At 67.1% G+C, this 12,210-nt stretch carries 15 protein-coding genes, 5 tRNA genes and 1 pseudogene; 6 read left to right on the plus strand and 15 right to left on the minus strand.

Features of this window, described 5'->3' with window-relative positions; translation table 11 throughout:
• Window positions 1–46 precede the first annotated feature (46 nt).
• From WC971_06130 to WC971_06140, 3 genes are read right to left on the minus strand one after another with little or no spacing between them, the layout of a single operon-like run.
• The gene (locus WC971_06130; GenBank protein ID MFA5844395.1) at window positions 47–730 is read right to left on the minus strand and encodes a hypothetical protein; all 684 of its coding nucleotides are present in this window, start codon (window positions 728–730) and stop codon (window positions 47–49) included.
• On the minus strand, window positions 727–1,131 hold the full coding sequence (locus WC971_06135) for a hypothetical protein (GenBank protein ID MFA5844396.1): 405 nt from the start codon (window positions 1,129–1,131) through the stop codon (window positions 727–729). The genes WC971_06130 and WC971_06135 overlap by 4 nt, the downstream gene beginning before the upstream one ends.
• Window positions 1,132–1,143: 12 nt before the next feature.
• Window positions 1,144–1,290, minus strand: a complete 147-nt coding sequence (locus tag WC971_06140) for a lmo0937 family membrane protein (GenBank protein MFA5844397.1) — start codon at window positions 1,288–1,290, stop codon at window positions 1,144–1,146.
• Between the two features lie 140 nt (window positions 1,291–1,430).
• On the opposite strand from WC971_06140, the gene WC971_06145 reads away from it, so the two are divergent.
• The gene (locus WC971_06145; protein MFA5844398.1) at window positions 1,431–1,601 is read left to right on the plus strand and encodes a hypothetical protein; all 171 of its coding nucleotides are present in this window, start codon (window positions 1,431–1,433) and stop codon (window positions 1,599–1,601) included.
• Window positions 1,602–1,848: 247 nt separating this feature from the next.
• On the opposite strand, the gene WC971_06150 is transcribed toward WC971_06145, so the two are convergent.
• From WC971_06150 to tadA, 7 genes and pseudogenes are all read right to left on the minus strand, one after another.
• Window positions 1,849–1,939, minus strand: a tRNA-Ser gene (locus tag WC971_06150).
• A 36-nt stretch (window positions 1,940–1,975) separates the two neighbouring features.
• Window positions 1,976–2,068, minus strand: a tRNA-Ser gene (locus WC971_06155).
• A gap of 78 nt (window positions 2,069–2,146) precedes the next feature.
• Window positions 2,147–2,377 carry a hypothetical protein gene (locus WC971_06160; GenBank protein MFA5844399.1) on the minus strand — a complete coding sequence of 77 codons (231 nt, stop codon included), beginning with the start codon at window positions 2,375–2,377 and terminating at the stop codon, window positions 2,147–2,149.
• Window positions 2,370–2,705: a hypothetical protein gene (locus WC971_06165; protein ID MFA5844400.1), complete on the minus strand. Its 336-nt coding sequence runs from the start codon at window positions 2,703–2,705 to the stop codon at window positions 2,370–2,372. The genes WC971_06160 and WC971_06165 overlap by 8 nt, the downstream gene beginning before the upstream one ends.
• A gap of 108 nt (window positions 2,706–2,813) precedes the next feature.
• On the minus strand, window positions 2,814–4,058 hold the full coding sequence (locus WC971_06170) for a DUF2207 domain-containing protein (GenBank protein ID MFA5844401.1): 1,245 nt from the start codon (window positions 4,056–4,058) through the stop codon (window positions 2,814–2,816).
• Window positions 4,059–4,703 (minus strand): annotated as a pseudogene (locus tag WC971_06175) (DUF2207 domain-containing protein).
• A complete protein-coding gene (gene tadA, locus WC971_06180) occupies window positions 4,643–5,110 on the minus strand; it encodes a tRNA adenosine(34) deaminase TadA (GenBank protein MFA5844402.1) in 468 nt (155 codons plus the stop codon). Before tadA ends, WC971_06175 begins: the two are co-directional and overlap by 61 nt.
• Window positions 5,111–5,173: 63 nt before the next feature.
• Here tadA and WC971_06185 point away from each other — a divergent pair, with 63 nt between their 5' ends.
• From WC971_06185 to WC971_06205, 5 genes are all read left to right on the plus strand, one after another.
• Window positions 5,174–6,016 carry a DegV family protein gene (locus WC971_06185; protein ID MFA5844403.1) on the plus strand — a complete coding sequence of 281 codons (843 nt, stop codon included), beginning with the start codon at window positions 5,174–5,176 and terminating at the stop codon, window positions 6,014–6,016.
• 41 nt (window positions 6,017–6,057) lie between these two features.
• Window positions 6,058–6,147: transfer RNA gene (locus WC971_06190), tRNA-Ser, on the plus strand.
• A gap of 41 nt (window positions 6,148–6,188) precedes the next feature.
• A tRNA-Ser gene (locus WC971_06195) sits at window positions 6,189–6,282 on the plus strand.
• Between the two features lie 59 nt (window positions 6,283–6,341).
• Window positions 6,342–6,417, plus strand: a tRNA-Arg gene (locus WC971_06200).
• A gap of 146 nt (window positions 6,418–6,563) precedes the next feature.
• Window positions 6,564–7,919: a YCF48-related protein gene (locus WC971_06205; protein ID MFA5844404.1), complete on the plus strand. Its 1,356-nt coding sequence runs from the start codon at window positions 6,564–6,566 to the stop codon at window positions 7,917–7,919.
• Window positions 7,920–7,996: 77 nt separating this feature from the next.
• On the opposite strand, the gene WC971_06210 is transcribed toward WC971_06205, so the two are convergent.
• From WC971_06210 to WC971_06230, 5 genes are all read right to left on the minus strand, one after another.
• The gene (locus WC971_06210; GenBank protein MFA5844405.1) at window positions 7,997–8,932 is read right to left on the minus strand and encodes a glycosyltransferase; all 936 of its coding nucleotides are present in this window, start codon (window positions 8,930–8,932) and stop codon (window positions 7,997–7,999) included.
• Window positions 8,933–9,146: 214 nt separating this feature from the next.
• Entirely contained in the window at window positions 9,147–10,016 is an 870-nt protein-coding gene (rfbD, locus tag WC971_06215; protein ID MFA5844406.1) for a dTDP-4-dehydrorhamnose reductase, read from the minus strand.
• 4 nt (window positions 10,017–10,020) lie between these two features.
• Window positions 10,021–11,037 (minus strand): dTDP-glucose 4,6-dehydratase, encoded by a 1,017-nt coding sequence (rfbB, locus tag WC971_06220; GenBank protein ID MFA5844407.1) that lies wholly within the window; start codon window positions 11,035–11,037, stop codon window positions 10,021–10,023.
• Complete coding sequence (locus WC971_06225) at window positions 11,034–11,489, minus strand: dTDP-4-dehydrorhamnose 3,5-epimerase family protein (GenBank protein MFA5844408.1); 456 nt, start codon at window positions 11,487–11,489, stop codon at window positions 11,034–11,036. The genes rfbB and WC971_06225 overlap by 4 nt, the downstream gene beginning before the upstream one ends.
• A 92-nt stretch (window positions 11,490–11,581) precedes the next feature.
• Window positions 11,582–12,163, minus strand: a complete 582-nt coding sequence (locus WC971_06230; GenBank protein ID MFA5844409.1) for an RES family NAD+ phosphorylase — start codon at window positions 12,161–12,163, stop codon at window positions 11,582–11,584.
• Between the last annotated feature and the right edge of the window lie 47 nt (window positions 12,164–12,210).

Consider the following 12,210-nt stretch of genomic DNA (forward strand, 5'->3'; position numbering starts at 1 on the left):
GCTAGCAGATGGCGTCTCGTGCCGGTCCATGATCCCTCACCCCTTATCACCCCTTGGCGATGTTGATGGCGCGGGCGACCAGCATGAGCACGATCCCGAACGAGATCGTGCTCTCCAGTCCCATCAGGAACTTGGCCGTCCTCGAGTACGGCATGGCGTCGGTAGGTGAGAATGCCGTCGCGGTCGTCACGGAAACATACAGGTAGTCCGAGAAGGCCGGCGTCCAGCCCTCCGGCGCGAGCCCCTCTTGATCCGCCTGCTGCTGCGGGAAGACGAGATCGGGCAGTCTCCCACTATCCCCGGCGCGGTCCTCGGGTCCACCGCCGTCGACCTCCCAGTAGGCCAGTGCGAACACCGCGAGGTTGACCACCCAGAGCACGACGCCGGCAAGAAGCAGCCCGAACGGGTCGAGTGTCGATCCCCTGAAGACGTTTCGGACGAGCAACAGCAGACTCAGAGTATTGGCGAGGGCAAGCATCGCCACGACCCCGCGCGCGAGCCATCGCATGTGGACGCTCGGCCCCTCCAGGTCCGACCGGTAGACGGCAGCGGAGGCGAGCAGCAGGGCGGCCGACAGGACCGGGAACAGCCAGACCGGTCGAAGCGCGAGGCTGTTCGCCAGCCAAGCCTGTCCGGCGATGATGATGACGGCGGCAAGGAAAGTCGACCCACGCGAATCCGCGTAGGCCTTCAGCTCCGACCAGAGCGTCCGGTCATCCTCAGCCGTCACTGATCCCTGACGTCCTCATCCGTCTCGACACGCTCCACGGTCCCGGAGTGCTCGCGCGGGTTCACGGCGCGGATCATCGCGACGATGCCCCACGCGATCAGCGCGTAGACGGCGATCGCGACGATAGCGCTCCATTCGAAGACGGCCCCCGACACGCGTGCCGTGCCGAAGATCGTGGCGAACGGGGCCATGAGGACATCGGACACCCCGTACATCATGCGAACGAATCCCGCGCCACTGTTGGCGCCCAACATCTTGAGGACGAAGCGGATGGCGATGAGCACCTCGATCACGCCGAAGACGAACCATACAACCCGAGACACCACCGCTTCGATCGGCGCGCGGACCTCGGTATGGACCTGACTGCGACGATCGGTCGAAGCTGTGTTCACGTTCGACATGAAGTACTCCCTCTACGCGGCCCGACGGCCAGAGATCAGGTTGAATATGAACAGGACGAGTGCGATGACCAGCAGCGCGTGGATCAGTCCACCGCCGATGTGCCCGATGAATCCTAAGAGCCAGAGCACGAACAGGATGACGATGATCGTCCATAACATCGCGATCGCCCCCAAACGACGATGGATCGACAGGTCCGTACATGGCGTATGTACCCGCCTGACGGCCGACGTTTCATTCGACGAGCACTCCGGGAATACACACGGTCGTGCACCTGCCACCTGAAGGAGATGGATAAACGATGATGGGATTCGGTCGCGGAATAGGAACCGGCTTCAACAACATGATGGGTAGCGGCTGGTCCGGTGGCCTGCCGATGTTCCTGCTCGGTGCGCTCGTCGTCGCAGGGATCGTGCTTCTCGTGATCTGGGCGATGCGGAGACCGGGCAGCAGAGAACACCGCAGCGGCTGAGATCGCCGGAGTGAATCGCCCCGGGTTCAGTGGAGAATCGATTCCTTGAGTCCGACTGTATCGTTCGCGGCCCACTCGATCCCGTAGGGATCCTCGGACTCGACCGGTGACATGTCGCCGATCGGCTCGAGCAGTCGCCGTACGTAGGTGACGTCCGCGACCCAGAGCAATCCGGTAGCAATACCCCAAAAGCACGTGGCCCCGTTCCTCTTTTCCAGAGGCTCCGGGACCACGTTTTGCCTGCATATGGCGGAGAGGGGGGGATTCGAACCCCCGTGACGGGGATACCGCCAAACGGTTTTCGAGACCGCCGCATTCAACCACTCTGCCACCTCTCCGCGAGGTGCTACGGCGAAGGATCGCCGGGGTGTCGCTGGCGGAGAGACAGGGATTCGAACCCTGGATACGGTTCAACACCGCATACACGATTTCCAGTCGTGCGCCTTCAACCACTCGGCCATCTCTCCAACGCGCCCCCGGTCCCGGCCGAGTGGCTGGCCGGACGGGTCGCTGGCGCAAGCGCGAGTATACCCAGTCGCCGCGCGCTACGCCAGGTCGCGCACGCGCTGCGCGGCCGCCTTCGCGAGGTCCTCGCCCACGAGCAGCCGCAGCTGACCGACGATGTTGTCCGCGATGACCGGCAGGTCGCCGCGCACGAGCGTATCGGACGTCTTGCCGATGCGGCGCGACTCGAGATCGACGGACACGGTCGCGAGCACGGTCCCCACGATCGGCCGGAGGGTCTCCTCTATGCGCGTCCCGAGCAGGCTACCCATCCGTGCCTGCCTCGCCACGCGCCGCGCGCATGAACAGCACCATCGACCGGCGCACCAGGTAGAAGTAGACGGCGAGACACGCCATCGAGACGATGATGAGCCCGTCGGAGCCCATCTCCGCCATCTCGGACGACAGCCCGAGCGGCAAGAACCTCGCGACCCAACCCACGAGCACCGACGCCGCCAGACACACGACGCCGGCGAGCACGTACGTCATGTTCTCGGCGATCATCGAGCCCTCGGAGACGCGCTGGAGCGCGAGCACGCTCACGAGCAGGCCCGCTGCGAAGACGAGCGCTAGCACTCCGAGTATGTCGGCAGACGTCATGGCGAGCAGGCCTCTCGTTTCGGCGTCATGTGCGCACGGTCACTATCCTAGTTTCGGCAAGGTTGGCCCGCGGATTTAGCCCAGACAGGCAGGAATGCCCTGTCGCGGTCAGTCCGCGCCTCCCCCTCCGCCCCCTCCTCCGCCTCCGCCGCCGCCCGAGAATCCGCCTCCGCCGCCGGAGGAACTCGACATCTCGGAGCGCGCCACGGCCGCCGCGGACGCGAAACCGGTGGACAGCGCGCCGACCGGCGAGGAGTAGCCTTGACCCGCATATGCCCACCAGTAGACCGTGCGGAACGCCGGGTCCTCGACGACCTCGGGGATGCGCACGCGCATCGCTTCGATCACCTGCTCGGCGATGCCGAAGACGACGGCGAGCACCAGGAACCTCTCCCAGAGCTTCACGTGACCCGGCGGCGCCTCGCTCAGCCGGGAGAAGTCGCGCAGGTAGTCGTGCACGCCCTTGTAGCGCGCGTACAGGTCGTTCGCCTCGCGCGAACGGCGGCTCATGCGCGTCGCCGCGAAGCCCATCGCGACCACGCACGGCAGGCCGACGAGCACGGGCAGACCGCTCTCGGCGATCGCCACCGCGAAGACGGTCGACACCGCCACCGCCACCGCGAGCATCCAGGCGCCGGCCTGAGCGTACGCCCCCGCGCTCTCGAACCAGCCGCGCGCGGACGCCTCTTCGGCGACTTTCGCGCGCCACTTCTGCATCCCGCTCGCGAAGACCTGCGGGTTCGCCTTGGCCTCGGCCTTGAGCTGCGCCAGCGTCAGCACGCTGCTCCCCGCGATGGTCGTGAAGACGAGCGAGAGCAGCTCCTGGTCGAGGACGTGCAGCTCACCCCAGCGTGACGCGTCGAGGGTGAGCTCGTAGGTCTGCTCCTCCTTGGCGCCGAAGAGACCTTGATGGGAGACGCTGAGCGGCCGCATCGAGAGCACGCCGCGGTCCGCGAGGTCCATGAACGTCGCCGCGACCTCGGGATCGCCCACCTTCCCGAACCGCCAGAGCGCACCGACGAGCGCGGGATGCGTGTCGGGCGCCGGGTCCTCCCGCAGGTAGCCGCCTGGGAAGTCGCTCTTGTGCTCCTTTCCGAAGCGGAAGAACAGCCCGGCCACGATGGCGAGGCCGAGCAGCGGCAGCGCCACGCCGGCGCCGGTCGCCGCGGCCACGGTGCGTCGCGCGGCGGCGCGCTTCGCGTTCGCCTCGTTCGCCCAGCGCCCCTCTTCGGCAAGCACTTCCTGCTCGCGAGCGGCCGCGATGGGCGCGGCCTTCGGCAGGGCTTCGACCGGGAAGAGCACGCGCCCCTCGACGAAGGTCCGCGCGGGGAGGTCGGAGACGGACAGCGACACGCTCGCGTCGGGTTCGATGGTGACGACACCGGTGAGTGGTCCGTGCGCCCACGCGCGGACCTGCTCCCTCGTCACGCCGGGCGGCAGGATCAGCTTGACGCTCACCTCGCCGGTCGGGAGTTCCCACTAGTCGCCGACGAACTTCCAGTACAGCTCGCTCGTGTCCGAGTAGCGTTGGGCCGCCCCGCGCACCACGTAGCGCAGCGCGAACGTCGCCTGGGTGTCGGCACTCCGGTGGAACGCCTCGACGAGCACGCGCGAGCCCTCGTCGGTGACGCGGTACGTCCCCGGAGGCCGGGACTCGCCGGCGCTCGGGTCGGTCGTGAGGGCGAACTTCCCGTCGGGTCCGCCGACGCCCTGGATCTCGATCTCGCGTCCGCTCTTCTCGAGATACCAGTAGACGCGGCTGTAGTCGCCGGAGAAGTCGAAGGACCGCGACTCGATGACGGAGAGCGAACCGTCCCCCGCCACGACCCCCGCGATCTCCACGCGCGGCATCGAGTAGCTCTTGGCGAGGGCGGCCGCCGGCGCGACGAGCAGCACGGCGAGGACGAGCAACAGAGCGACGAGCACGCGCGAGTATCTCATGCGTCCTCCTTCTTCGTACGCAATCCCGCGAAGAAATCGCGCAAGAGCGCGGCACATTCGTCCGCGAGCACGCCCGCCGTGACCGCGAAGCGGTGGTTGAGGCGCTCGTCGCTCGACAGATCGTAGAGCGTCCCCACAGCGCCCGCCTTCGGATCGGCGGCGCCGTAGACGCAGCGCTCGACTCTAGCCTGGTGCATCGCCCCGGCGCACATCGGGCACGGCTCCAGCGTCGCGTAGACGGTGCAGTCGGAGAGCCGCCAGCGGCCGAGGCGGCGCGACGCCTCGCGGATCGCGATGAGTTCCGCGTGCGCCGTGGGATCGGCGTCCGTCTCGCGCCGGTTCCGTGCCCGCGCCACGACCGCTCCCTCGCACACCACGACCGCGCCGATGGGCACCTCGCCCTCGGCGGCGGCCAAGCGCGCTTCTTCGAGCGCGAGCGCCATGAACGCGATGTCTGCCTCCATGTGAGAATGTTAGCATCGGAACGGGCACAACCGTCGTACCCGACTGAACCGAAAGGCCTGCCGATGCGCGACTTCACCGTCATCACCGACAGCACCGCCGACATCTCCTCCGAGATCGCGCAAGAGCGCGGCATCACGGTCGTGCCCCTCTCCGTCACGTTCGGCGAGGAGACACTCGCCGACGGCGTTCTCACGCAGACGGAGTTCTTCGAGCGCATGGGCGCCGCGCCGCAGCTTCCCAAGACGTCGCAACCATCCGTCGGCGCCTTCGTGGAGGCGTACGAGAGGGCGCTCGCCGAGACCGAAGAGGTCATCTCGATCCACATCTCCTCGCGGCTGTCCGGCACGATCGGCTCCGCCCTCCAGGCGGCCGAACGGTTCGCCGGCAAAGTGCACGTGTTCGACTCGCTGAACCTCTCGTGGGGCCTCGCCCTACAGGTGCTCGACGCCGCCAGATCGGCGGCCGAGGACATCAGCGCGGCTGCGGCGCTCCAGCGTCTCGAGCGCACGCGGGAGCGTGCGAAGATGATCGTCGGCGTCGACTCGCTGGAGAACCTGAAGCGGGGCGGCCGCATCGGCCGCGTCTCGTCGTTCCTCGGCGCGATGCTCGACCTCAAAGTGACGTTCACCGTCGACGGGAACGGCGAGTTCGTGCCCGTGCGCCGCGACCGCGGCGAGAAGGCCGCGCTCGAGCACACGCTCGCGTGGGTCGCCGATCGCATGGGCGATGCGAAGCGCGGCGCCTTCGCGGTCGGCTACGCGATGCGCGAGGAGCGCGCGCAGAAGCTGCGCGAAGCGCTCGAGGCCGCCTACGAGGTGACGGAGATGTTCGTCTACCCGGCGGGATCGGTCATCTCGACGCACACCGGCACCGGTTGGAGCATCGCGCTGCTGCCCGAGGCGTGAGCGTCGCGACCGGCCAGGATGCTACACTCGGGCCTGGATGCGGAGGGATGGCAGAGTCTGGCTTATCGCGGCGGTCTTGAAAACCGCTGGCCCCTCGGGGCCCGGGGGTTCGAATCCCTCTCCCTCCGCCAACCTGATATACTCCCCTCTGCGCGCCTGCGGCGCCTTTCGCGGAGAGTTGGCCGAGTCGGTTGAAGGCGCTCGCCTGCTAAGCGAGTAGAGGGCTAATCGCTCTCTCGAGGGTTCGAATCCCTCACTCTCCGCCAGTTGACATACCGCCCTCGGCGATGGCAGGATGGCCGGGCTCCAGGGCTGGACATGCTATGCGCCCTTAGCTCAGTGGATAGAGCGTTCGGCTACGAACCGAAAGGTCGCAGGTTCGAATCCTGCAGGGCGCGCCAGAACGACCAGCGGGGACTTCGGTCCCCGCTTTCGTTTTGCGGGGGCGTGGAGGACTGCGAGGCAGGCTCGGCCGTCCACCAAGCGTGATACGCTGAGGCCGCAGTCTGGAGGCGCGCGGGGGGCCACCGCGCCGAGAGGAGACTCCATGTCGTTCTCATCGTGGACGGATACGTTCCGCTGTCCGGGAGGACGGACGGGTCGAGCGCCCGCGCGCCGGCTTCTCGCCGGCGTCGGCATGACGGTCGCGGCGCTGGTCCTGTCGCTCGCAGTCGCACCGAGCGCGATCGGCGACGCCGCCCGGACCATACAGACGTCGGGCACGACGAACGAGCTGTCCTCCGTACACTTCGTGAACGCCACCACCGGCTGGGCGGTCGGCTACCACGGCACTATCCTCAAGACCACCAACGGCGGCACGACCTGGGCGGCCCAGAGATCCGGCACGACGAACTGGCTCCGCTCCGTCCACTTCGTCAACGCCACCACCGGCTGGGCGGTCGGCGGTGGCGGCACCATACTCAAGACCACGAACGGCGGCACGACCTGGACGGCTCAGAGATCCGGCACGACCGGGTTCCTCCGCTCCGTCTACTTCGTCAGCGGCACCACCGGCTGGGCGGTCGGGGATTGGGAGAACATCCTCAAGACCACGAACGGCGGCACGACCTGGACGCGTCAGGTCACCGGCTCAGGCTCGAGCCGGCCCCTCTACTCGGTCCACTTCGTCAATGCCACCACGGGATGGGTGGTCGGAAGCTGGGACGTCATACTCAAGACCACGAACGGCGGTGCCACATGGAGCGAGAGGGGCTCCGGCCAGTCGGGGGGGAACGTCCTCTACTCGGTCCACTTCGTGGCTGCCACCACCGGATGGGCGGTCGGGAACGGCGGCACGATCCTCAAGACCACGGACGGCGGTACAACGTGGACGGCCCAGAACTCCGGCACGAGATGGGACCTCTACTCCGTCCACTTCGTGAACGCCACCACCGGCTGGGCGGTCGGATACGGCGGCGAGATCATCAAGACCACGAACGGCGGCACGACCTGGACAGCCCAGAGCTCCGGCACGACGAACACTCTCGAGTCTGTCCACTTCGTCAACGCCACCACGGGATGGGCGGTCGGGAGCCGTGGCACCGTCCTTCGCTTGGGTGCTGCGCCCACCCCCGCACCACGGTCGGCACCGACGCTCTCGGATCCCGTCGCCCCCGCGACGATGTCGCGCACCGGTTCGTACGTCGTATACGCCACCTTGAAGCCTCGTCACGCCGCAGGCTCGTACCCGGTTCGCATCTACAGGTACCGCCTCGTGTCGGGCGCATGGAGGGCCTACGGCTACGTGAACGCGAGAGCAGCGGACTACTCGACCTTCACGAGATGCTCGGCGAGCGTGAGGCTGCCCTACGTCGGCAGGTGGCGTCTGAAGGCCTACGCTCCCGCTGACAGTGCCCATACCGCCAAGTGGTCGAGCGGCTACGACTACGTGACTGTGAGGTAGCGAGCGGCTGCTCAACCGGACACACCGGCGGCACAGCGCGACGCAGGACGCCGTTCGGTCCCCGCTTTCGTTTTCGGCTAGACTTCCGGCTTCCGCACGGGCTCGTCGAGCCCGAACGCGTCGATCCACTTGCCGATGTGGCGGTCGATGGTGCGCCTCTCGGCGGTGACGCGGGCTGCAGCGCCCAGGCGCGAGCGCAGCTCCTCATCTTCGATGAGGCGTTTGATCGCCTTCAGCCAGTCCGCCGGCGAGTTCACAAGCAGCCCGTTCTCCCCATGCCGGATCGACTTCTCGTACGGAACCACCTTCGAGGCGATCGCCGGGATCCCGCAGATGCCATACTCGACGAACTTCAGATCGCTCTTGGCGCGGTTGAATCGGCTGTCGAGGACCGGTGCGAGACCGACATCGAAGCTTTGAACCATCTTCGGGTATTCCTCGACGCTGGTCGGCGGGATGATATCGATCCGCTCGTGCGGCGTGAACGGGATCTCGCACGTTTGCGAGAACGCGAAACGCACCTGCGGATAGTATTCGAGGATCGTCTCCACCACGCCACACAACTTGCGCAGATCCGGGCCGTGGCTCGAGCTGCCCGCCCAGCCGACGACTACGGGCGGCTCGTGGACCACCGGCTTGGCCTCGGTGGGCCAGAACTCGGGAGGGAGCATGTTGCGGATCACAAGTACGTTCTTGTTGAAGGGCCTCATGAGCTCTGCGAGATAGTCGGTCGCGACGGTCACCATGTCGGCCGCGCGCGCGACCTCCCGCGCGAAATCCCCAGCACCAGGCTGGCTGTAGTGCTCGTATCCTGGATTGTCAGGGTGCAGCGCCCACACGTCGTCGTCGACGTCGAGCACGCAGAACTTGCCGAGCGACTTGGCGTACTGGAACGCCTGCCACAGAGTTCCGTCGACCCAGTATCGCGTAGCGAACACGTCGCAGCCCTCGACAAGCTCGCGAGCGGGCTCCTCCCGAAGCACCACTTCGTATCCCATCTTGTACAGCTCCATGCCGGGAACATGGGAGCGATACCACGCGCTCGCCCACAGCGATCGCGAACAGAACAGGATGTTGCGGCGTTCTGTGCCGAGCTCAGGCATACCGGCTCCAGTCGATCGCATCGATCCGATCGACGCCATCTGTGACTCTCGTTGCGAACATGTCCCCTCCTCGGATGCGTCCTCGTGGTGAAAGGATACCTGAACCGCCAGGAGCGACGGACAGTCAGCCCAGATCCCCGAGAACGAAATCAGCGAGCGAGTCGTGCCAGTCGCGCATCGTCACGCCCGAGCGCGCGGCCTTGGCGCAGTCGAGCACCGAGTTCGCCGGGCGCGCGGCTCTGGTGGGGAAGGCGTCGCTCGTCACGGGCTCAAGGGGTGTGTCGACGCCGGCGAGTCTCAACGTCTCTGCGGCGAGTTCGAAACGCGAGCACGCGCCCGAGCCGACGAGATTGTACAGTCCCGAGGCACCCGCCTCGACGAGCCCGACGATACCGGCGGCCAGATCGAGCGTGTAGGTGGGCGAGCCGACCTCATCGGTGACGACTTTGAGCGCGGGGCGCGTGCGCGCCGCCGCAAGGATCTTGACGGGAAAGTTCACGCCCGCCGGACCGAAGGCCCACGCGGCGCGCGCGACAAGCGCATCCGAGTCGGCTTCAAGCACACCGCGCTCCCCATCGAGTTTGGAGCGGCCGTAGACCGACAGCGGGTTAGGCGCGTCTTCCTCTGTGTATGCGCCGGACTTGGTGCCGTCGAAGACGAAGTCGGTTGACACGTGGACGAAGCGCAGCCCGGCGTCGCGGGCGACTTCGGCGAGCAGCCGCGGCGCGCGCCCGTTCACGAGCTGCGCGACCTCCGGTTCGTCCTCGGCACGCTCGACGTCGGTGTAGGCGGCGGCGTTCACGAGCACGCCCTCGGTGCCGGGCTCGAGACCGGCTGCGAAACCGTGGACGACGCGAGCCACCACCCCTTCGTCGGTGATGTCGAACGAACCTTCCGGCGGCGCTTCGAGACGCTCGCCGCGTGCGACCAGCACGCGCTGGAGTGCGGTCCCCAGCATGCCGCCTGCTCCGGCAATGAGCCACGCGCGAGGCATGCCGCTACCGCTCCTCGTACCAGCGCTTGCGCCAGTCGGCGAACTCTCCGGAGTGATGCTTGATCTTGCCCCACCACCACTCGTTGTCGCGGTACCACCGGATCGTCTCGCGCAGGCCGGACTCGAACTCGACGCTCGGCCGCCAGCCGAGCTGCTCGCCGGCCTTCTCGCACGAGATCGAATAGCGGCGGTCGTGGCCCGGGCGGTCGGTCACGTACTCGATCGCGCCGTCGTCGAGCGAGAGCTCGTCGAGGATGATCGAGGCGATCTCGCGGTTCGTGCGCTCGTTCCCGCCACCTAGGTTGTAGACCTCGCCGGAGCGGCCGTTCAGCAGTGCGGCCTCTATGCCGTCGGCGTGATCGTCGACGTGCAGCCAGTCGCGCACGTTGAGACCGTCTCCGTACAGCGGTAGCTTCTCGCCCTCGAGCGCGCTGGTGACGAAGAGCGGGATGAGCTTCTCGGGATACTGGTACGGACCGTAGGTGTTGCTTCCGCGCGTGACGAGCGCCGGCGTCCCGTAGGTCGTGTGGTACGCGAGCACCTGCAGGTCGCCGCCCGCCTTGCTCGCCGAGTACGGGCTCGACGGGCGCAACCGGTCGGTCTCACAGAAGGAGCCGGAGTCGATCGAGCCGTAGACCTCGTCGGTCGAGACCTGGACCATCTTGCCGATGCCTCGATCGCGCACGCGCTCGAGCAGGCTCTGCGTGCCGAGGATGTCGGTGCGCAGGAACGAATCGGGGTCGTCGATGGAGCGGTCCACGTGCGTCTCGGCCGCGAAGTTCACGACGGCGTCGACCGGTCCGTCCTCGTCGAGGACGCGCTCGACCGCCTCTCGGTCGCAGATGCAGCCCTGATGGAACGAGTAGCGCGGATCCTCGGCGACCGGCAGCAGGTTGTCGAGGTTGCCGGCGTAGGTGAGCTTGTCCAAGACGACGATCCGCCAGTCCGGGTGCTTGCCGAGCATCCGGCGCACGAACGCCGAGCCGATGAAGCCGGCACCACCGCAGACGAGCAGCCTCATCCGTTCTTCACACCCCAGTCGTAGCCGATCTCCGGATCGTTCCAAGGGCGGCGGTGCTCGTCCGGATTCTCATAGTCGTAGAGCTCGGTGGGCAGGTTGATGATGCTCGCCGGCTCAGTGCCCACCGGGGTGAACCCGTGGTAGACGAGCCGCGGGATGATGATCATCCGCTGTCGCTGGAAGCCGATGACGAACTCGTTGGTCTCGCCGCAGGTGGGCGAACCCTCGCGGTCGTCGTAGAGCACCACCTTCGCCATGCCCGAGACGCACACGAAGTGGTCGACCTGCTTCTTGTGGTAGTGCCACGCCTTGACGACGCCCGGATAGACCATCGTCATGTAGACCTGGCCGAACTTCTGAAAGTCCGGGTCGTCGCTGCGGAGCATCTCCATCAGAAGGCCGCGCTCGTCGGGAACGACCTTGAGGTCCTTGACCTTCACTCCGTCGATCATCTGCTCGATCTCCTAGTCCCCGGTGATACGAGGTCTCACACCTGCGCGACCATCATCGTACCAACAAACGGTCCCCATCTCCGAGCCGCCGCTCACTGCCGAATGACACCAGGAGCGGCGACCCCGAAGGCGAGCAGCGTGGCCCGAACCAACGCGAGCCCCTCGCCTTCCCATAGCGGGAGCGTACGGACCGCCTCAAGCCGATCTCCAGCCCGGTCCTCGTACAGGCAAACCGCCAAGCCATCGTCGTCGTGACGCGGACGCCACTCGAGTCCAGAGGCTCGTGGGTTCCACGCCATGATCGCCCGCCCCCATATGCGTGTCTGCGGGTACTCGCTAGCGTCCGAGTGCACAAGCCACGTGTTCTGACCGACTTCGGCGAGCCCCGCGCCGTGCAGCGCGACGAGGGACAGGCCTCGGGTCGCCCGCAGCTCCGACACGCAGCGCGCGGCGAGGGCTGCCGCAGACAGCTCCCGGCCACCGCGAGCATCGAACGGCAGGTCACGCAGCAGCGACTCGACGACTGCGGTCTCCGGCGAACGCGCAGCGTAGAGGAAGGGGGGCTCGCCGCCCGGACTGTCGAAGCGCCCACCGCCTCCCGCCTCGAGCGAGTTTGGGTCGGTCGGGTTGAACTCGGTCGGCCCGAAACGTGCGGAATGCACACGGAAGAGCACCGTGTCCGCATGCAATACCGAGATCTCGGCCCTGTGCGGCGCCTTTT

The sequence above is a fragment of the Coriobacteriia bacterium genome (assembly GCA_041658765.1).
Classification (GTDB): Bacteria; Actinomycetota; Coriobacteriia; order Anaerosomatales; family JBAZZO01; genus JBAZZO01.

Excerpts from the sequence above, each read along its gene's own strand:
- WC971_06225 (MFA5844408.1), bottom strand. The coding sequence starts at position 11,489 with ATGATCGACGGAGTGAAGGTCAAGGACCTCAAGGTCGTTCCCGACGAG.
- WC971_06140 (MFA5844397.1), bottom strand. The coding sequence starts at position 1,290 with ATGTTATGGACGATCATCGTCATCCTGTTCGTGCTCTGGCTCTTAGGA.
- rfbB (MFA5844407.1), bottom strand. The coding sequence starts at position 11,037 with ATGAGGCTGCTCGTCTGCGGTGGTGCCGGCTTCATCGGCTCGGCGTTC.
- WC971_06185 (MFA5844403.1), top strand. The coding sequence starts at position 5,174 with ATGCGCGACTTCACCGTCATCACCGACAGCACCGCCGACATCTCCTCC.
- WC971_06210 (MFA5844405.1), bottom strand. The coding sequence starts at position 8,932 with ATGGAGCTGTACAAGATGGGATACGAAGTGGTGCTTCGGGAGGAGCCC.
- WC971_06205 (MFA5844404.1), top strand. The coding sequence starts at position 6,564 with ATGTCGTTCTCATCGTGGACGGATACGTTCCGCTGTCCGGGAGGACGG.
- WC971_06165 (MFA5844400.1), bottom strand. The coding sequence starts at position 2,705 with ATGACGTCTGCCGACATACTCGGAGTGCTAGCGCTCGTCTTCGCAGCG.
- tadA (MFA5844402.1), bottom strand. The coding sequence starts at position 5,110 with ATGGAGGCAGACATCGCGTTCATGGCGCTCGCGCTCGAAGAAGCGCGC.
- WC971_06160 (MFA5844399.1), bottom strand. The coding sequence starts at position 2,377 with ATGGGTAGCCTGCTCGGGACGCGCATAGAGGAGACCCTCCGGCCGATC.
- WC971_06145 (MFA5844398.1), top strand. The coding sequence starts at position 1,431 with ATGATGGGATTCGGTCGCGGAATAGGAACCGGCTTCAACAACATGATG.
- WC971_06135 (MFA5844396.1), bottom strand. The coding sequence starts at position 1,131 with ATGTCGAACGTGAACACAGCTTCGACCGATCGTCGCAGTCAGGTCCAT.
- rfbD (MFA5844406.1), bottom strand. The coding sequence starts at position 10,016 with ATGCCTCGCGCGTGGCTCATTGCCGGAGCAGGCGGCATGCTGGGGACC.